This is a genomic window from Nocardiopsis potens DSM 45234, from assembly GCF_000341105.1.
GTDB lineage: Bacteria > Actinomycetota > Actinomycetes > Streptosporangiales > Streptosporangiaceae > Nocardiopsis_A > Nocardiopsis_A potens.
In genome coordinates this window covers 1-16,751 of sequence record NZ_ANBB01000071.1, presented here as the reverse complement: position 1 = coordinate 16,751, position 16,751 = coordinate 1, and the positions used below count along the sequence as shown (strand labels likewise).

Here is a 16,751-nt window from a genome sequence, read left to right as displayed (position 1 = left end):
TAACGTACCTATTCGGTTTACGTACGCGCAGGTCAGCGCCGGATTCCAGGTCTTGACAAAGGCGCATGGACCTGTCCGCGCCCCCTCTCGAAAGCCCGGTGAAGACGAGTTCTTGCCGGTAGGAGGCGGGGTCTCCGACACCCCGCGTGACGCCCCGGACGGGGAATCGGCCCCGCGATCCAGGGCCCGACACGCCGGGCGACACTCCGCCCCGCACAAGGAAGAACGCCCCGGACCGCCCGATCAAGGCCGCTCCGGAGCGTGACGTACATCACATTTTTTCGGGGCGGCCCGCGTGCGGTCCGGGGCGCTTCAGGGAAGGGGTCCGGGCCGGCGCCCGGGAGCGGGCGCCGGCCGGGGCGGGCCCGGTCAGGCCTCGGGCTCGAAGTCCTTGGGCTTCTCCCCGGTGACCATGTAGACGAGGTTGTCCGCGACGTGCACCGCGTGGTCGCCGAACCGCTCGTAGAAGCGGCCGGCCAGGGTCACGTCCATGGTCGCCTCGACGCCGTGCTCCCAGTTCGGGTCGAGGATCCGGCGGAGCAGCTTGCGCCGCAGCTTGTCCATCCGGTCGTCGTCCGCGTCGAGCTCCAGGGCGGTCTCGGCGTCCCGGTTGGCCACCACCTCGCCGGCCTTGATCACCAGCAGCTCCGCCTGGTGGCCCATCTCCAGGACGATGGAGCGCAGCTCCGCGGGGATGGCCGAGTCCGGGTGGCGGCGGCGGGCGATCTTGGCGATGTGCACCGCGTGGTCGCCCATCCGCTCCAGGTCGCCCGCCATGTGCAGCGAGGTGATGATGGCGCGCAGGTCGGTGGCGACCGGCTGCTGCCGGGCCATCAGGTCGAACGCGCTCACCTCGATCTCCTCGTCCAGGCGGTTGATCTCCTCGTCACCGGAGATCACCTCCTGGGCGGCGGAGAGGTCCGCGTCGAGCAGCGCCGTCGTCGCGCGGGCGATGGCGTGCCGGGCCAGCCTGGTCATCTCGATCAGGCGGTCGCTGAGGGCGTCGAGCTCCTCGTGGTAGGTGTCGCGCATGGTCTCAATCGTCCCAGCCGGTCATTGAAGGAATCCGTAAGTGTCGGTGAATATTCGCGGAACCTCGGTTGTAACACATGGTCAAAGGGGTAGTCCCGACCTCCGTCCGCTTACGATCGAACTGTGCAAGGCGAAATCCTGACCGTGGTCGCCGCCCTCGCCGGCCTGGCGATCGGACTCGGCGCCGGGCTGGCGATCCCGTGGGGCCGCCGCCGGCGGTCCCCCGTCCCCCCGTCCCCTCCCGCCGCAGAGCTGCCCGCGGGCACCGCCGAGGTGCTCGCCGCCCTTCCCTCCTCCGCCGTCGTCCTGGACCCGGCCGACCGGGTGCTGCGGGCCAGCTCCGCGGCGCGCGCCTACGGCATCGTCCGCGGCGACGAGATGGTCATCGGCGACCTGCTCGCGCTCGCCCGGCAGGTGCGCCGGGACGGCGTGATCCGGGAGACCGAGATCGAGGTGGAGATGCGCCGGTTCGGCCCGGACGCCGCGACCTTCGCGGTGCGGGTCGCCCCGCTCGGCGGCACCGGCCTGGTGCTGGTGCTCGCCGAGGACCAGACCGAGCGGCTCCGGGTGGACGCGGTCCGCCGCGACTTCGTCGCCAACATCAGCCACGAGCTCAAGACCCCGGTCGGGGCGCTGTCGCTGCTCGCCGAGACGATCGCCGACGCCAGCGACGACCCGGACGCGGTGCGCAGGTTCACCGGACGGATGCAGCAGGAGGCCTCCCGGCTCACCAACGTGATCCAGGACCTGATCACCCTCTCCCGGATCCAGGGCGCCGAGCCGCTGGCCGAGCCCGCCGAGGTCGACGTGGACGAGGTGGTCGAGGAGGCGCTGGACACGGTGCGCATGGCCGCCGACGCCAAGGGCATCGAGCTGGCCTCCGGCGGGACCTCGGGCCTGGTCGTGATGGGCGACGAGGGGCTGCTCGCCACCGCGCTGCGCAACCTGGTCTCCAACGCGGTCGCCTACAGCCCGCAGCGGACCCGGGTGTCGGTGAGCGCCGAGGCGACCGAGCAGGCCGTCGAGATCAGCGTGGCCGACCAGGGCATCGGCATCCCGCCGCAGGACCTGGAGCGGGTCTTCGAGCGGTTCTACCGGGTGGACGCGGCGCGCAGCCGGGCCACCGGCGGCACCGGCCTGGGACTGGCCATCGTGAAGCACATCATGACGCACCACCGCGGTGAAGTGACCGTGTGGAGCAAGGAGGGGTCCGGCTCGACGTTCACCCTGCGCCTGCCCCTCGAAGAGGGCGCGGAGCACGCCGAGGACGCCGAACCGGCCCCGACCACCACCACCGCCGGCGACGGCGGCCCTCCCCCCAACGAACGACCCAAGCCGATCGGGAGGCAGCGAAAGTGACGCGCGTACTCGTCGTCGAGGACGAGGAATCCTACAGCGACGCCTTGTCGTACATGCTCCGCAAGGAAGGTTTCGAGGTCAACGTCGCGGAGACGGGAACCGTCGCCCTGGAGCAGTTCGACCGGAGCGGAGCCGACCTGGTCCTGCTCGACCTGATGCTCCCCGGGCTGTCCGGCACCGAGGTCTGCCGGACCCTGCGGCAGAAGTCGAACGTGCCGGTGATCATGCTCACCGCCAAGGACAGCGAGATCGACAAGGTCGTCGGCCTGGAGCTGGGCGCGGACGACTACGTCACCAAGCCGTTCTCGTCCCGGGAGCTCGTGGCGCGGATCCGCGCCGTGCTGCGCCGCCAGGGCGAGGAGGGCGACGCCGCGCTCCCCTCCGCGCTGGAGGCGGGGCCGGTCCGGATGGACGTGGAGCGGCACGTGGTGACCGTCCGCGGCGAGCAGGTGCAGCTCCCCCTGAAGGAGTTCGAGCTGCTGGAGGTGCTGCTGCGCAACGCCGGGCGGGTGCTGACCCGGATGCAGCTCATCGACCGGGTCTGGGGCGCCGACTATGTGGGCGACACCAAGACCCTGGACGTGCACGTCAAGCGGCTGCGGGCGAAGATCGAGAGCGACCCGGGGGCGCCGCGGTTCATCGTCACCGTGCGCGGCCTCGGCTACAAGTTCGAGCCCACCGAGGAGTAGGGCCGCACCGCCCTGCCGCCGGCCCCGGCGTCCCGGCCCCGTCCCGCCCCGGGAGGGGGCCGGGACGCCGGGGCCGGCGCCGTGCCCGCGGCTCAGACCTCCAGCAGGACGGTGAACGGGCCGTCGTTGGTCAGCCCGACCGACATCTTCGCGCCGAACACCCCGGTCTCCACCTGCGCGCCGAGGCCGCGCAGCTCCTTGACCACGGTGTCGACCAGCGGTTCGGCCACCGGCCCGGGGGCCGCCGCCTGCCAGGTGGGGCGGCGCCCCTTGCGCGCGTCCCCGTACAGGGTGAACTGGCTGACCACCAGGAGCGGCGCGCCGGCGTCGGCGCACGAGCGCTCCCCCTCCAGGATGCGCAGCCGCCACATCTTCTCCGCCAGCCGGCGCGCCTGCGCCTCGGTGTCGTCGTGGGTGACCCCGACCAGGGCCAGCAGCCCCTCCCCGGGGACCGACCCGACGACCTCTCCGTCGACGGTGACCGACGCCCCGTCGACGCGCTGCAGTACCGCCCGCATGGGCCCGTCTCCTTCCGTCCGGCCGCGCCCGCCGGTCAGCCCAGGGCGCGGAGCTGGCGGGCGCTGGAGATCACGCCGGCCAGGGTGAGCACGAACGCCCTGATCGACTCGGCGAAGTCCTCGACCTGCCATTCGTCGGGTCCTTCGTACCAGGGCAGCCGCTTGTTCGCGCTCTCCTCGGTGGCGCCGGCGGCGGCCAGCACCGTGGCCCACCGGTCCACGTTGTCGAAGATGATCGCGTAGGGCAGGTAGCGGGAGAACAGGTCGACCCGGCGGCCCTCGGGCACGTGCTCGGCCTCGGCGCTCATCAGGAACGCCCGGAAGCCCAGGGTGTGCGCGAGGACGCTGCTGCCCTTGGCGGTGCGGGCCGGCATGTACTGGGCGCCCACGGTCAGCGCCGCGCCGGCGATGACCACCGCCAGCCCGGTGAACGCGGCCTGGGTGAAGGCGGCGAGCAGCACGGTGAGCAGCACGCCGCCGACGGTGAGCCCGATCCCGGCGCTGGCCCAGCTGTTCCGCTCCACGTTGGGCCGGTTGGCGAACCACTTGAGCCGGACCATGTCCCGGTAGAGCTCGTCCCGGACACCGGCCAGCCGCTGGGCGAAGCCGCCCCGGCGCAGCTGGGACAGGCGGACCCGGACCCGGCGGTCGAACAGCGCGTCGATCAGCATCCGCTCGTAGGGCAGCAGCTCCTCGTCGGCGGGCGGGACGCGCTTGCTGAGCATCCAGTCCACCGAGGCGCCGCTCTCGTGCGGCAGCTCCTCGATGCTGAAGTGGCCGCGGACCGCCAGGTCGACCACGGTGCCCGCGATGTCCACCACGTCGGCCTGGCCGTCGATGAGGGTGCCGATCTGGCCCGGGTGCACCCCGTCCGGCGGGCGGAAGCGCAGGCCGTCGTCGGGGCCGGCCTCCAGCGGGGCGTTGGTGGCCGCGCCGGACTCGGCGCGCAGCGCCCGCTCGTCCTGGCCGCGCAGCCGGATCAGCGCGATGAGGCCGCCGATCAGGCCGAGCAGCAGCAGCCCGAAGACCGAGGCGGTCTTGGGGGTGATGGCGAAGGCGGAGGTGAGCGACCAGGTGCGGTCCAGCACGGGGTCGGCCGAGGCGGTGCCCTCGGGGTAGGCGACGACGATGGAGAGCCGCTCCCCCGGCGCCATGTCGGCCTGGAGGAAGCGCGCCACGAGCCCCTCGTGCCCGCCCATGTCGGAGGAGGTGCAGTAGATCGAGCTGCGCGGCACCCCGGCCGAGCAGGACAGGGCGCGCGGCGGCTGCGGGGCGTCCACCCGGACCGTGGTCTCGGCCACCCGCTCGCTGTACCCGGCGATCGGCGCCCACTCCAGTTCGACGCCGTCGGCGGTCTGCTCCATGGCCCCGGTCACCGTGTAGGACAGCACCACGGTCTCGGCCCCGCCGCGCTCCAGCACCAGGTCGACCATGTCGTCGTACTCTTCGGTGCGGACCGGCACCTCGGCGCCGCCGGCGGCCTGCGCGGAGACGCCGGAGACCCGGTAGAGGCGGTCGTGGTCGGCGTCGTAGGGCTCCCGGGCGAGCAGGGTGCGGGTGAACTCTGCCGCACCGCCCCCGCCGAAGGCGAGGGTCTCCTCGACGTGCAGCACGCCGTCCTGGCCCAGCAGCACGTTCACGTCGTTGGTGATGCCGTCGCTCTCGCCGCCCTGCGGGACGGTGTGCGTCTCCGGGGCGGTGTCCGGGATCGCGTCGGGGGTGGCTCCGGGCCCCTGGTCCGCGGCGGCCGCGGGGGCGCCGGCCAGCGCCAGGGGGGCCGCGAGCGCGGCGCACAGCACCGCCGCGCGCACCCGGGGCAGGGCGGGGGCGGTGCGCGCCGCGAAGCGCGCCGCGGCCGCCCGGACCGTCGCAGCGGTGCGCACCCGTTCACCTCGTTCGTCTCGTCTCCGGTCGACGTCGGGGGTGAGCCTATCCGCTCCGGCGGCGCGCCCCTGCGGACCGGTGCCGGCCGCGCACCCGTGCACCGGAACACCCCCATACCCGCCATAATCGTCAAGGGCCGAAGGTCAGTGGTTCCAATCGGGCTCCGAAGGAGGTGGGCCGGTCCCATGCGCGACTGGGCTTCCCGTTTTCCGAGCAGGGACCGGGGACGGGGGAAGGGCGGTCCGGCCCGCCCCGGTGCGCCGCACGCGCTGCGCGGGGACCGCCCGCGGCCGAGCGCCGCGGTGACCCTGGTGCTGCTCACCGGTCTGGCCGCAGTGGGCCTGGCCGGTTTCATGACCTTCTCCGCGCTGTTCGGCGGGGAGAGCCCGGCCGTCGCGTCGCAGGGGCCCGGCGCCGTACCGACCCCGGACCCGGCCGGCGACGCCTCGGTGCTCACCGCCAACCCGCTGTACGCCACCGGGGAGATGACCGAGGTCACCTGCCCGGCGCCGGAGGTGGACGTGGAGGACGAGGCCTCGATGGAGGCGTTCCTGCACGAGATCACCGACTGCCTGGACGAGGCGTGGAGCGCGCAGTTCGCCGAGGGCGGCATGGAGTTCGAGAAGCCCAACCGGATCTTCTGGTACGCCTCCGGGCAGAGCCCGTGCGGCAACTTCCCCACCGAGGGCACCGCCGCCTTCTACTGCCAGGCCAACAAGGGCCTCTACCTGGGCGTGGAGGACATCGTGGCCAACTCCAACGAGACCGAGCACCCGGAGGCCTACACCTTCCTGCTCAGCCACGAGTACGGCCACCACGTGCAGGGCGAGGCGGGCATCCTCGGCTACTTCCACACCGAGCGCGGCTCTCTGGCCGACCCCGGGGAGCGGAGCCTGCTCACCCGCCGCAGCGAGCTGCAGGCCAACTGCCTGGGCGGCACCTTCCTCGGGTCGGTGGAGAAGAGCCTCCCCATCGGCTCGGAGCAGGAGGCGAATATCCTCGAAGACGCCGAGCGCCGGGGCGACTTCGACCCCGACAAGCGGACGCACGGCTCCCCGGAGAACGGGGCCATGTGGACCGCGCACGGCATGGACCGCGGCGATCCCGCCGCGTGCAACACCTGGAGCGCGGGCGAGAACGTGGTCGGCTGAGGCGGATCGGGGGAGTGTGGAGCCGGGGATCGGCGCAGGGGCACGGCGGCCCCGCAGGGGGCGCGGCGCGCTCTACGCGGCGGTGGCCGCGCTCGTCGTCGCGCTGACCGTGCTGCTGTGGACCGCGATCGGCCCGGGCGGTGCGGTGCCGCCCGGCACCCCGGAGACCGACGCCGACGCGGCCGGCGCGCCGGCCGCCGCGCAGCGGCCCAGCGGCCGGGACGCGCTGGTGGACAACCCGCTGTACCGGACCGGGCGGCTCTCCCCGCTGCCCTGCCCGGCGCCCGCGCTCGACGTGGAGGACCCGGACTCGGTCGAGCGGTTCCTGGACACCCTGGCCGACTGCCTCGACTACGCCTGGCAGACCCAGTTCGCCGAGGCGGACCTGCCCTACCGGCCGCCGTCCCGGGTCTTCTGGCGGGAGCCGGGGAGCAGCCCCTGCCGGGACTACCCCTCCGAGGCGGGGGCCTTCTACTGCCGGACCAGCACCAGCATCTACATCGGCACCGAGGACGTGGTGCGCAAGTGGAAGGGCGAGCCCAACGGGGTGGTCTACGCCTCGCTGCTCGCCCACGAGTACGCCCACCACGTGCAGGGCGAGTCCGGGCTGCTGGAGTACTACCACCGGCGGCGCGGCGACGAGGCGGACCGCGGCGCGCAGAACGCCTGGACCCGCCGGGCCGAGCTGCAGGCCAACTGCCTCGCCGGGGCGTTCCTCGGCTCGATCCGGGTCTCCTACGGCCTCACCTCCGCCGACACCGACCTGATGCTGGACGACGCCGAGGCGACCGCGGACCGCCCCGACGGCCCGGAGAGCGACCGCACGCACGGCTCGGCCCGGAACAGCCGGACGTGGCTGCGGCACGGCTTCGAGGAGCAGACCCCGGGCGCCTGCAACACCTGGGTGGCCGACACCGACCTGGTGTCCTGATCCCGGACCCGCCTCTTCCCCGGAGCGCCGGCCGGAACGCCCGCCCCGGCCCTGCGGCGGCGCCCCGCACTCCCGCCCCCGGCCGCCCGGCGGCGCCCCGCACCACCCGCCCGACCTGCGAGGACACCGCTTCGGGCGAGGGCTCCGGCGGGCGGGACCGCGGCGGTCCGGGCGGTGCGGGGCGGGGGGCGCTCCGGCGGCCTTCCGGGAAGGGCCGCCCGGGGCCCGTTCCATCGGCGGCGCCGCGTGCGACAATCCCTGCCATGCCGGACGTTCGGGTGGTGGAGCTGAGGATCCACGGGGTGAGCGGCGGGCAGGCCGAGGAGCTGCTCGATGTGGAGCCGGCGATGCGGGTGGGGGGCGACCGGCTCTCCGGGTTCTTCCGCCGCCGCCGCGCCTCCGACACCGAGGTGGTGCCGGGCGTCCCCCGGGAGATCTTCGCCTGGGGCAACCTGACATCCGGGCGCGCCTCCCGCGCCCTGTGGCTGCTGCTCCTGCCGTTCATGCTGGTCAACATCGCCTACTGGATGCGGCCGGGCGAGCCGGGCGCCCCCCCGCCGGCGGCACGGGCGCCCCTCGTCGCCGACTCCGTCTACGGCTCGGCGGTGCGGCTGCTCGCGCTCTGCCTGACCGTGCTGCTCACCCTGGCCGCGGCCGGGATCGGGATGGACCTGGTGGGCTGGCAGTGCGCCGGCCACTACGGGGAGCGCTGCGCCGAGCTCCGCCCGCTGCTCGGGGTGGTGTCGGCGCCCGGCGGGCTGCTGGCCGAGCCGGGCCGCGCCGTGCTGGCCGGGGCGGTGCTGCCGCTGGCGGTGGTGGCGCTGCTGTGGCGGCTGTCCCGGCGCACCTCCAGCGTCTACGAGGCGGAGGCCGGCGGCGCGGCCCCCGCGCCGTCCGGCAGCGCGACGCTGAGCAGCCCGGAGTTCTGGCAGAACAGCCTGGTGATGGGGCGGCTCCGGTCGGCGCACATCGCGGTGGCGGTCGGAACGGTGGCGCTGCTGCTGGTCACCGCGGCGCTGGGGCACGACCGGGGTACCGGGGGCGCGCTGCACGCCGCGGGCGCCGCGGTGGCGGCGGGGGCCGCGCTGGCGGTCGCCGCCGCGGCGCTGATGGTGCTGGTGCCGGGGACCGCGCGGCGCTGGAACGACCGCGCCGACGCGGTGTGCGCGCGGCTGCGCGACGCCTCCCTGGTGCTGCTGGCGGCGGCCGCCGCCTACCTGCTGTGGCCGCGCCCGGGCTGGGAGGCGCAGGGGCGGCTGCCCGGCCTGGCGCCCGCGCTCAACTCGCTGCTCGCGCTGGAGTGCGCGCTGCTGCTGGTGCTGTTCGGCGCGGCCGCGGTGCTGTACCGGCGGACCCCCGGCGGGGGCGGTGCGGCGATGCGGGGCCTGGCCGGGCCGGCCGCGTCCGCGGTCGGCCTGCTGCTGGGCGGGGTGTTCACCGCCGCCGTCGTCTACCAGAGCGCCGGGCTGCTCGGCGGCTGCTACTACCCCGGCGCCGAGCGGGCCGGCTGCCTGCCGCTGCACGTCCCCGGCGCCTACCACTGGCTCCAGCTGGCCTTCGCGATGGAAACGGTGATCGCGGTGGCGGTGGCGGCGGTGCTCGCGGCGCGGCTGCGGCGGCGCCGGAGCGCCGAGGCGGAGGCGGTGGCCGCGCTGTACGGCCGGCCCCGCGAGGCGCGGCGCACCCGGGAGATCGCCGCGGCGCGCGCCCTCGGCGGGATGACCGAGGCCCTGCCGGCCTGCCTGGCCGCGTTCCTGCTGCCCGGCGGGGCGCTGATGGTGCTGGCGGCGGTGGCGCTGGGCACCGGCCGGCTCACCGCCGGCCCGCCGGGCGGCCCGGCCGCGTTCGCGGGCGGAGCGACAGAGTGGGTGCAGGGCGCGGTCTCCTTCGGCGTGACCGTCGGCTCCTGGCTGGGCGGGCTGCTGCTGGCCGCGCTGGTGCTGGTCGGGCAGAGCGCCTACCGGAACCGGCCGATGCGCCAGGCGGTCGGGGTGCTGTGGGACATCGGCACGTTCTGGCCCCGCGCCGCGCACCCGCTGGCCCCGCCGTCCTACGCCGAGCGGGCCGTCCCGCAGCTGGTGGCGCGGGTGGTGCGGGAGGCCGACGAGGGGCGGGCGGTGCTGCTGTCCGGCCACTCGCAGGGGTCGGTGCTGGCGGCGGCGACGGTGTGGCTGCTCCCGCCGCGCTGCCGGCCGCGGGTGGCGCTGATCACCCACGGCTCCCCGCTGCACCGGCTGTACGCGCGGTACTTCCCGGCGCACTTCGGCCCGGCGGCCCTGGCCGACGTGGAGCGCCGGGTGGTGCACTGGCGGAACCTGTGGCGGTGCACCGACGCGATCGGGGGGCCGGTGCACACCGCGCCGGGCGGCGGAGGGACGGTCGGCTTCGCCGACCCGCTGCCCGACCCGCGCAGCTACGACGTGCCGCCGGGCGAGGCCCTCTACCCGGAGGTGCTGGGCCACTCCTTCTACGTGCTCGACCCGGCCTACGCCGCGGCGGCCGAGCGCGCGGTGCGGCTGCTGCTACCAGGGACCGTAGGGGCCGTCGCTGCGGCCGACGCCGCGCACGGCGGGGCGCACGTCGAGGATGAAGATGAGCGCCGCGACCAGGGCGAGGAAGGTGAACATCCCGCCTCCGCTCAGCGCGGCCAGGAGTGACAGGCCGGTGCCGACGCCGAGGATCGCCACCCACATGCCCTTGGTCTGCTTGTCCATCGCGGGGAACGCCTGGGAGGGCGTGCGCACCGCCTCGACCAGGGCGAACAGTGACGTCACGAAGATGGCGATGTAGATGGCCTGCCAGATCAAACCCATAACCGAGACCCCGCACTCGTAGCGCCGTAACCGTGCCCGCCGGCCCGAAGCCGCCGGTCCCAGGGTAAACGCGCGAAGCGCCGGATTCGTGCCCTGCCCGGCCGGCACACCCCGAAGGGGGCGGTCAGACCGGGACGTGCCAGAGCAGGACGGTGACCGCCATCAGCAGGGCCGCGCCGCAGAGCACCGCGGCGCTCTGCGCGCGGGTCAGCGCGCGGACGGGGGTGAGCAGCCGCTTCACCCGGGCCAGCACCTCGGTCTGCTCGGAGGTGGCGGCCAGCGCCCCGATCGGGGTGTGCGCGTTGTTGGCGCCGAACCGCATCAGCGCGGTGGCCAGCTCCTTGGGCGAGCGCTCCCGGCGCGCCTGGTCGTCGGCGCACATCTCGATGAGCAGCGCCACGGTGCGGTAGTAGCCCTCCATGATCCGCACCCGGGGGAAGGCCCGCTTCAGCGAGGAGAACGGGAGCAGCACCAGGTCGTGCCGCTGGCGCAGGTGCGCGTGCTCGTGCGCGATGACCGCGGCCAGCTCCCGCTCGTCCAGCACCTTCAGCGCGCCGGCGCTGATCACCACCTCGGAGCGGAGCACCCCGGGCAGGCAGTAGGCGGCGGCCGCCGGGTGGTCCAGGATGCGCGCGCCGGGCACGCCCGGGTCGTCCCGGCCGACCAGTTCCAGCAGGTCGTGGTGGCGGCGCCGGGTCCGCACCACCTGGACGAAGGAGGCGGTCAGGCCGCAGAACAGCACCAGGGTGAGGCCGAGCGCGACCAGGATCGCGGCGACCTGCACCGGTGCGAACGGGCTCTTCGCGGCGCCGGTGAGGTAGAAGCCGTGCGCGGACGCGTCGCCGATCAGCGCGAGCAGCCCGCCGAACACGCCCTGCCCGTAGACGGACAGGCCGAAGGCGAGCAGCGCGCCGATGGTGGAGATCCCCCAGGCGAGTCCGAGCGCCTGCCAGGCGATGACGGCCACATAGGGGCCGCGGTAGGGCCAGGAAGCCCGTCGCAGGCGTGCCGCGGCCACGAAGCAACCGACCGCGATCGCGGCGAGCAGAGCGGCACTGACCATCGGGCTACGTCCTTGGCTCGTCGATTTCCCCCAGGGCGCGGCGCAGCGCCTCGGCCTCGTCCTCGCTCATGGAGCGGACGAAGGCCGCGAGCGCCGCGTCGCGGTCTCCGGTCTGCCCGAGCGCGTCGAACATCAGCTCGGATACGTAGGACTCCCGGCTGGCCGCCGGACGGTACCTCCACGCTCGACCTTCACGAGCCCGATCGACGACGCCCTTCTTGGCCAGGCGGTCGAGGACCGTCATGACGGTCGTGTGCGCGAGGTCGCGCTCATGCAGGGCGCGCCCCACCTCGCGTACCGTCATTGGCTCGCTTCGCTGCCACAGTACCTCCATAACCGCGCGTTCAAGGTCGCCGAGCCGATTCATGCAGATGAGTCTACGCCCGGTAGTACTACACCCTGTGGCACCCCCGGGTTAGCCTCTGCTTCCCCTGCAGGGCAAGGGGTCCGGCGAGGAGATTCCGCACACGGCGGAGCGCCCGGCGGAGGGTCCGGCGGGGGCCGCCGGGGGCGGTGCGCGGCGGCCGGACGGCCGGGGCGGACCGGCCGCGGGCGCCGCCCGTCCGCCCGCCCCGGGCCGCGCCCGCTCGACCCCGCCCCCCTCAGCGGGTAGGCAGGGGAGAACGTCCGGAGCACGGGGCAAGCGGAAGGGAGCGGGCGGATGGACGTCTCACTGGTCCAGGGCGACATCACCGAGGAGCGGGTGGACGCGGTGGTGAACGCGGCCAACTCCGGCCTGCTCGGCGGCGGCGGGGTGGACGGCGCGATCCACCGCAGGGGCGGCCCGGAGATCCTGGCCGAGTGCCGGCGGCTGCGTGCCTCCTCCTACGGGCGCGGCCTGCCCGCCGGCCGGGCGGTGGCGACGACCGCCGGGCGGCTGCCGGCCCGCTGGGTGATCCACACCGTCGGCCCGGTGTACAGCGCCGAGCAGGACCGGTCCGAGGTGCTGGCCTCCTGCTACCGCTCCTCCCTGGCGGTCGCCGAGGAGCTGGGCGCGCGCAGCGTCGCCTTCCCCGCGGTCTCCACCGGGGTCTACCGGTGGCCGCTGGAGTCCGCGGCCCGGATCGCGGTGCGCAAGGTGCGCGCGCACCCGGCGGGCTCCGTCCGCGAGGTCCGGTTCGTGCTGTTCACCCCGGACGCCTACGCCGCCTTCCAGGAGGCACTGGACCACTCCTGACAGAATGCTGCCAACCGACTACACTGTGCGAGATCCCGCCGCTCCGCTCCTCGCGCGGCACACGCGCCGCCCCCGCCCGGGGCCGCCCCGCGGGACCCGCCCCATCCGCTCCGGACCATAGGATCGCGGTCGTGTTCAGCTCGCTATCCCGCAGAGCCACCGTCCTGGTGTCGTCCTCGCTCGTCGTGGCCGCCGCGGCCACCCTGGCCGCGATGCAGGACGCCGGCCGGCCGACCGAGGCCGCCCCGCAGGCCGGCGCCGAGAGCGTGCCGAACGGCGGCCCGGCCGGCCGCGGTCCGGCGGCCGCCGGGGTGCACCCCCGCCCGGGCTCCGTCGCCGTGTGCGACCAGCCCGGTGAGGACGAGGTGCTCCGCGTCCCCGACGCCGCCGCGCCGGAGGGCGGCCGCCCGATCTGGGTGCACCGGCCGCCCGGCCCGGACAGCGCCGACCTCCCCGTGCTCTACCTGCTGCACGGCTCCACCGGGACGCACCGCGACATCATCGAATCCGGCGTCGGCGAGGCGATGGACGAGCAGATGTGCCGCACCGGCGTCGAGTTCGTCATCGCCGCGCCGTTCGGCCAGGAGGTCGGCGGCGCCGACACCGAGTGGGGCGACGCGGTCAACGACGACTACCGGATCGAGACCTTCGTCACCGAGAAGGCGATCGAGGCCGTCGAGGGCGAGAACCGCCGCCCCCGGGCGCTCCGCGCCATCGGCGGGTTCTCCATGGGCGGCTACGCCGCGGCCGCCATCCCGCTGCGCCACCCCGACCTGTACGCGCAGGCCATCAGCTGGGCCGGGTACTTCAAGGTGGACGACCCCAGCGGCACCTTCGGCCGGGACACCGACGCGCACGCGCCGGACCGGCTCCTCGGCGACCCCGACGTGCGCGACATCCGGTTCATGCTGGTCGAGGGCACCGAGGACCGCACCCCGCTGCAGGAGGGCAGCATCCACGGCGAGGCGGAGCGGTTCGCCGGGCTGCTCCGCGCGCACGGCATGTCGGTGCGGACGCTCTTCCCCTCCGGCGGCCACACCTACTCCGCGTGGGAGCCCACCTACCCCGAGGCCGCGGCCTTCCTCACCGAGGGCTGGTCGGCCGGGCCCGCCCCGGCCGCCGACTGAGGCGCCCCCTCACCGACGATCTCGGCGTTTCGGGCCTTGCCGGCACGGTTCGGCAGGCCCGCGACGCCGAGATCATCGATGAGGCGCTGAGGCCACCCCGGCTCCCACCGCCCCCTCCCGCCTCCGCCATGATCGGGAACACGCCGTGTGCCCTCCCTGTTGTGCGGAGGGGTTCCGCGGAGCGCGGGACACGGAGCGGGAAGGGGACGACGACCAGTGGAGCCGGACATGCCGGAGCCGCGCGGGCGGGCCGAGGGCCTGCGCGTGGCCATGCTGAGCATGCACACCTCCCCCCTCGACCAGCCGGGAACCGGCGACGCGGGCGGCATGAACGTCTACATCGTCGAGGTGGCCCGGCGGCTGGCCGAGCGCGGCGCCGCCGTCGACGTCTTCACCCGCGCGACCCGCCCCGGGCAGCCGCCCGCGGTGGAGCTCGCCCCGGGCGCCACCGTGCGGCACATCGCGGCCGGGCCCTACGGGCCGCTGGACAAGGTCGGACTGGCCCGGTACCTGTGCCCGTTCACCTTCGGTGTGCTGCGCACCGAGGCCGGGCACGGCCCCGGCCACTACGACCTGGTGCACGGCCACTACTGGCTCTCCGGGCGGGCCGGGATGGCCGTCGCGCAGCGCTGGGGCGTGCCGCTGGTGCAGTCGATGCACACCCTGGCCCGGGTGAAGAACCACTCGCTGGCCGAGGGCGACGCCCCCGAGCCGGAGCTCCGGGTGCGCGGCGAGGACCAGCTGGTCCGCCAGGCCGACCTGCTGGTCGCCAACACCGACGACGAGGCCCGCCAGCTCGACCTGCACTACGGCGCCGACCCGGCGCGGGTGGGGATCGTCCCGCCCGGCGTCGACCTGGACGTGTTCACCCCCGGCCCGCGCATCGAGGCGCTGCGCCGGATCGGCCTGCCCGACGACGCCGAGCTGCTGCTCTTCGTCGGCCGGGTGCAGCGCCTCAAGGCCCCCGACGTGCTGCTGCGCGCCGCCGCCCTGCTGCTGGAGAAGGACCCCTCGCTCCGCGGCCGGCTGGTGGTGGCGGTGGTCGGCGGGCTGTCCGGAAGCGCCGACGAGCCGCGCCGGCTCTCCGAGCTGGCCCGGTCGCTGGGCATCGCGGGCATCGTCCGGCTGGAGCCGCCGGCGCCCCGCGCCGAGCTGGCCGACTACTACCGGGCGGCCGCGGCGACCGTGGTCCCCTCGCACTCGGAGTCCTTCGGCCTGGTCGCGGTGGAGTCGCAGGCCTGCGGGACGCCGGTGGTGGCGGCGCGGGTCGGCGGGCTGCCCACGGCGGTGCACGACGGCGCCTCGGGGGTGCTGATCGACGGGCACGACCCGCTCGACTACGCCCGCGCCCTGCACGAGATCATCCGCAAGCCCCGGCTGCGCGCCGCGATGGGCGAGGCGGGCATCGCGCACGCCGCCGGGCTGAGCTGGTCGGCCACGGCCGACGGGCTGCTCGGCGCCTACCGCGGGCTGGTGTCGGAGGGCTCCGGCGCGGAGCCGCTGGCCGAGGTGCGCGCCTGTTGAGCGCGCCCGGACGCGCGCCGGCCGAACCGGCACGGCACCATGGGGGCATGACGTTGGCGACTGACCCGACCGAGCGGCCGGACGGCGGCCCGCACGCGGACGCCCTGCCGGACGGCCCGCGCGCCGCCGCGGCGGCGGCCATCGAGGCGGCCCTGGCCGAGGCCGGGGTGGAGTACGAGCGGCCCCGCCCGGGCGCGTTCCTGGTGACGCTGCCCGGGCAGCGGAAGCTCAAGACCCTGGTCTGGCTGGACGTGGGCGAGCACAGCCTGCTGGTCAAGTCGTTCTTCTGCCGCCGCCCGGACGAGAACGAGGGCGGCTTCTACCGCTGGCTGCTGCAGAAGAACGAGGCCGCCTACGGGATGGCGTTCTCCGCCGACGAGGTGGGCGACGTCTACATCACCGGCCGGCTGCCGCTGTCCGCGGCCGTCCCGGACGAGGTGGACCGGCTGCTGGGCTGCGTGCTCACCTACTCCGACGAGAACTTCAACACCGCCCTGGAGCTGGGCTTCGCCTCCTCCATCCGCAAAGAGTGGGCCTGGCGCGAGAAGGGCGGGTACAGCCTGCGCAACCTGGAGTCCTTCCGGCACCTGGTCGAGTCCGCCCAGGACGGCACCGCCGAGCACTGACCCACGTCCCCGCCCCCTCCCTCCCCTTGATCTCGGCGCCGCTGCCGTCTCAACCGGCTTCCCGTCAAGCGCCCGTCGCAACCAGGACCCCGGGGAACCTCGGGGAAGGTCGGGGAAGGCCGAGGGACGTGAGGTGCCCCACCGGGCGCGGCGCCCCACGGGGCGAGGGTTCAAGCAGGCGGCAAAGGCAGCGGTGGGGACCGGCCGGCCGGTCGGGCGCGGCACCTCGCGAAGCGAAGGTTCAGGCCGGCAGCGACGGCGTAGGTAGGGCCGGGGCCGGGCACCCCAGCCGGGCGCGGCACCCCAGCCGGGCGCGGCGCCCCACGGAGCGAAGGTCCAAACAAGCGGCGAAGGCGGGAAGGGGCGGAGCGGAGGCGGTCGCCCGAGCGCGGCGCCCCACGGGGCAAGGGTTCAAGCAGGCGGCGAAGGCGGGAAGGGCACCGGCCGGCCGGTCGGGCGCGGCACCTCGCGAAGCAGGGGTTCAAACAGGCGGCGAAGGCGGGAAGGGGCCGGGCGCCGCGTCCACCGGCCCGGCCCGCCTGGGCCCGCCAGGGGCCTTATCCCTGTATGCCCGGTTCGCGGCGGGGATCGGGCGGGCGCGGGAGCGCCCTGCGCACCCCGGCAGCACCCCGATTACATCTACCAGCGAGTAGTAAGCCCCGAAGCCCCCACCACCCCCTCACCGATCACCCAGAGTGGCCAAGGCGGGCCCTTCCGGCAGGGCAAAAGCGACATCTAGTCCGCACTCCTGCTCTTCCCGGGTTCCGGCCCCCTGCTTCCCGGCCTTCCGGGCCGCTCGAACCCCCCAACACCGGCCCGATCAAGGCGATTCGGGGCTTCCGGGGGCCGATCCGGGC

14 protein-coding genes are annotated in these 16,751 nt (G+C 74.9%); 8 read left to right on the top strand and 6 right to left on the bottom strand.

What is annotated here, in order from left to right; genetic code table 11:
* Nucleotides 1-369 precede the first annotated feature (369 nt).
* Nucleotides 370-1,032 carry a phosphate signaling complex protein PhoU gene (phoU, locus tag D459_RS0127080; RefSeq protein ID WP_017596133.1) on the bottom strand — a complete coding sequence of 221 codons (663 nt, stop codon included), beginning with the start codon at nucleotides 1,030-1,032 and terminating at the stop codon, nucleotides 370-372.
* Between the two features lie 123 nt (nucleotides 1,033-1,155).
* Here phoU and D459_RS0127075 point away from each other — a divergent pair, with 123 nt between their 5' ends.
* Both D459_RS0127075 and D459_RS0127070 read left to right on the top strand, forming a co-directional pair.
* Nucleotides 1,156-2,391, top strand: coding sequence for a sensor histidine kinase (locus D459_RS0127075; protein WP_051065558.1), 1,236 nt, complete (start codon nucleotides 1,156-1,158; stop codon nucleotides 2,389-2,391).
* Nucleotides 2,388-3,080 carry a response regulator transcription factor gene (locus D459_RS0127070; RefSeq protein WP_017596131.1) on the top strand — a complete coding sequence of 231 codons (693 nt, stop codon included), beginning with the start codon at nucleotides 2,388-2,390 and terminating at the stop codon, nucleotides 3,078-3,080. The genes D459_RS0127075 and D459_RS0127070 overlap by 4 nt, the downstream gene beginning before the upstream one ends.
* Before the next feature lie 92 nt (nucleotides 3,081-3,172).
* Here D459_RS0127070 and dtd read toward each other — a convergent pair whose 3' ends face one another.
* Nucleotides 3,173-3,598: a D-aminoacyl-tRNA deacylase gene (gene dtd, locus D459_RS0127065; protein WP_017596130.1), complete on the bottom strand. Its 426-nt coding sequence runs from the start codon at nucleotides 3,596-3,598 to the stop codon at nucleotides 3,173-3,175.
* A gap of 35 nt (nucleotides 3,599-3,633) precedes the next feature.
* Nucleotides 3,634-5,481: a DUF2207 domain-containing protein gene (locus D459_RS0127060; protein ID WP_017596129.1), complete on the bottom strand. Its 1,848-nt coding sequence runs from the start codon at nucleotides 5,479-5,481 to the stop codon at nucleotides 3,634-3,636.
* Between the two features lie 186 nt (nucleotides 5,482-5,667).
* Here D459_RS0127060 and D459_RS0127055 point away from each other — a divergent pair, with 186 nt between their 5' ends.
* Both D459_RS0127055 and D459_RS0127050 read left to right on the top strand, forming a co-directional pair.
* Nucleotides 5,668-6,633: a neutral zinc metallopeptidase gene (locus D459_RS0127055; RefSeq protein ID WP_152523127.1), complete on the top strand. Its 966-nt coding sequence runs from the start codon at nucleotides 5,668-5,670 to the stop codon at nucleotides 6,631-6,633.
* 16 nt (nucleotides 6,634-6,649) lie between these two features.
* Nucleotides 6,650-7,564, top strand: coding sequence for a neutral zinc metallopeptidase (locus tag D459_RS0127050; protein ID WP_017596127.1), 915 nt, complete (start codon nucleotides 6,650-6,652; stop codon nucleotides 7,562-7,564).
* A 2,522-nt stretch (nucleotides 7,565-10,086) separates the two neighbouring features.
* On the opposite strand, the gene D459_RS34775 is transcribed toward D459_RS0127050, so the two are convergent.
* The 3 genes from D459_RS34775 to D459_RS0127030 all read right to left on the bottom strand — a co-directional run bounded on the left by D459_RS34775 (nucleotide 10,087) and on the right by D459_RS0127030 (nucleotide 11,807).
* Nucleotides 10,087-10,377, bottom strand: coding sequence for a DUF2516 family protein (locus D459_RS34775; RefSeq protein WP_081620727.1), 291 nt, complete (start codon nucleotides 10,375-10,377; stop codon nucleotides 10,087-10,089).
* A 124-nt stretch (nucleotides 10,378-10,501) separates the two neighbouring features.
* On the bottom strand, nucleotides 10,502-11,440 hold the full coding sequence (locus tag D459_RS0127035; protein ID WP_017596124.1) for a M56 family metallopeptidase: 939 nt from the start codon (nucleotides 11,438-11,440) through the stop codon (nucleotides 10,502-10,504).
* 4 nt (nucleotides 11,441-11,444) lie between these two features.
* Nucleotides 11,445-11,807 (bottom strand): BlaI/MecI/CopY family transcriptional regulator, encoded by a 363-nt coding sequence (locus D459_RS0127030; protein WP_081620726.1) that lies wholly within the window; start codon nucleotides 11,805-11,807, stop codon nucleotides 11,445-11,447.
* A gap of 294 nt (nucleotides 11,808-12,101) precedes the next feature.
* On the opposite strand from D459_RS0127030, the gene D459_RS0127025 reads away from it, so the two are divergent.
* From D459_RS0127025 to D459_RS0127010, 4 genes are all read left to right on the top strand, one after another.
* Nucleotides 12,102-12,617: an O-acetyl-ADP-ribose deacetylase gene (locus D459_RS0127025; protein ID WP_017596122.1), complete on the top strand. Its 516-nt coding sequence runs from the start codon at nucleotides 12,102-12,104 to the stop codon at nucleotides 12,615-12,617.
* 131 nt (nucleotides 12,618-12,748) lie between these two features.
* Nucleotides 12,749-13,744, top strand: coding sequence for an alpha/beta hydrolase (locus tag D459_RS0127020; RefSeq protein WP_020380355.1), 996 nt, complete (start codon nucleotides 12,749-12,751; stop codon nucleotides 13,742-13,744).
* A gap of 228 nt (nucleotides 13,745-13,972) precedes the next feature.
* Nucleotides 13,973-15,268, top strand: a complete 1,296-nt coding sequence (mshA, locus tag D459_RS0127015) for a D-inositol-3-phosphate glycosyltransferase (protein WP_026120795.1) — start codon at nucleotides 13,973-13,975, stop codon at nucleotides 15,266-15,268.
* A gap of 47 nt (nucleotides 15,269-15,315) precedes the next feature.
* Nucleotides 15,316-15,894: a YbjN domain-containing protein gene (locus tag D459_RS0127010; RefSeq protein ID WP_081620725.1), complete on the top strand. Its 579-nt coding sequence runs from the start codon at nucleotides 15,316-15,318 to the stop codon at nucleotides 15,892-15,894.
* Nucleotides 15,895-16,751: the final 857 nt, after the last annotated feature.

What these genes read in the sequence shown, in the direction of transcription:
- phoU (WP_017596133.1), bottom strand. Translation starts at nt 1,032, where the DNA reads ATGCGCGACACCTACCACGAGGAGCTCGACGCCCTCAGCGACCGCCTG.
- dtd (WP_017596130.1), bottom strand. Translation starts at nt 3,598, where the DNA reads ATGCGGGCGGTACTGCAGCGCGTCGACGGGGCGTCGGTCACCGTCGAC.
- D459_RS0127055 (WP_152523127.1), top strand. Translation starts at nt 5,668, where the DNA reads ATGCGCGACTGGGCTTCCCGTTTTCCGAGCAGGGACCGGGGACGGGGG.
- D459_RS34775 (WP_081620727.1), bottom strand. Translation starts at nt 10,377, where the DNA reads ATGGGTTTGATCTGGCAGGCCATCTACATCGCCATCTTCGTGACGTCA.
- D459_RS0127035 (WP_017596124.1), bottom strand. Translation starts at nt 11,440, where the DNA reads ATGGTCAGTGCCGCTCTGCTCGCCGCGATCGCGGTCGGTTGCTTCGTG.
- D459_RS0127030 (WP_081620726.1), bottom strand. Translation starts at nt 11,807, where the DNA reads ATGAATCGGCTCGGCGACCTTGAACGCGCGGTTATGGAGGTACTGTGG.
- D459_RS0127025 (WP_017596122.1), top strand. Translation starts at nt 12,102, where the DNA reads ATGGACGTCTCACTGGTCCAGGGCGACATCACCGAGGAGCGGGTGGAC.
- mshA (WP_026120795.1), top strand. Translation starts at nt 13,973, where the DNA reads ATGCCGGAGCCGCGCGGGCGGGCCGAGGGCCTGCGCGTGGCCATGCTG.
- D459_RS0127010 (WP_081620725.1), top strand. Translation starts at nt 15,316, where the DNA reads ATGACGTTGGCGACTGACCCGACCGAGCGGCCGGACGGCGGCCCGCAC.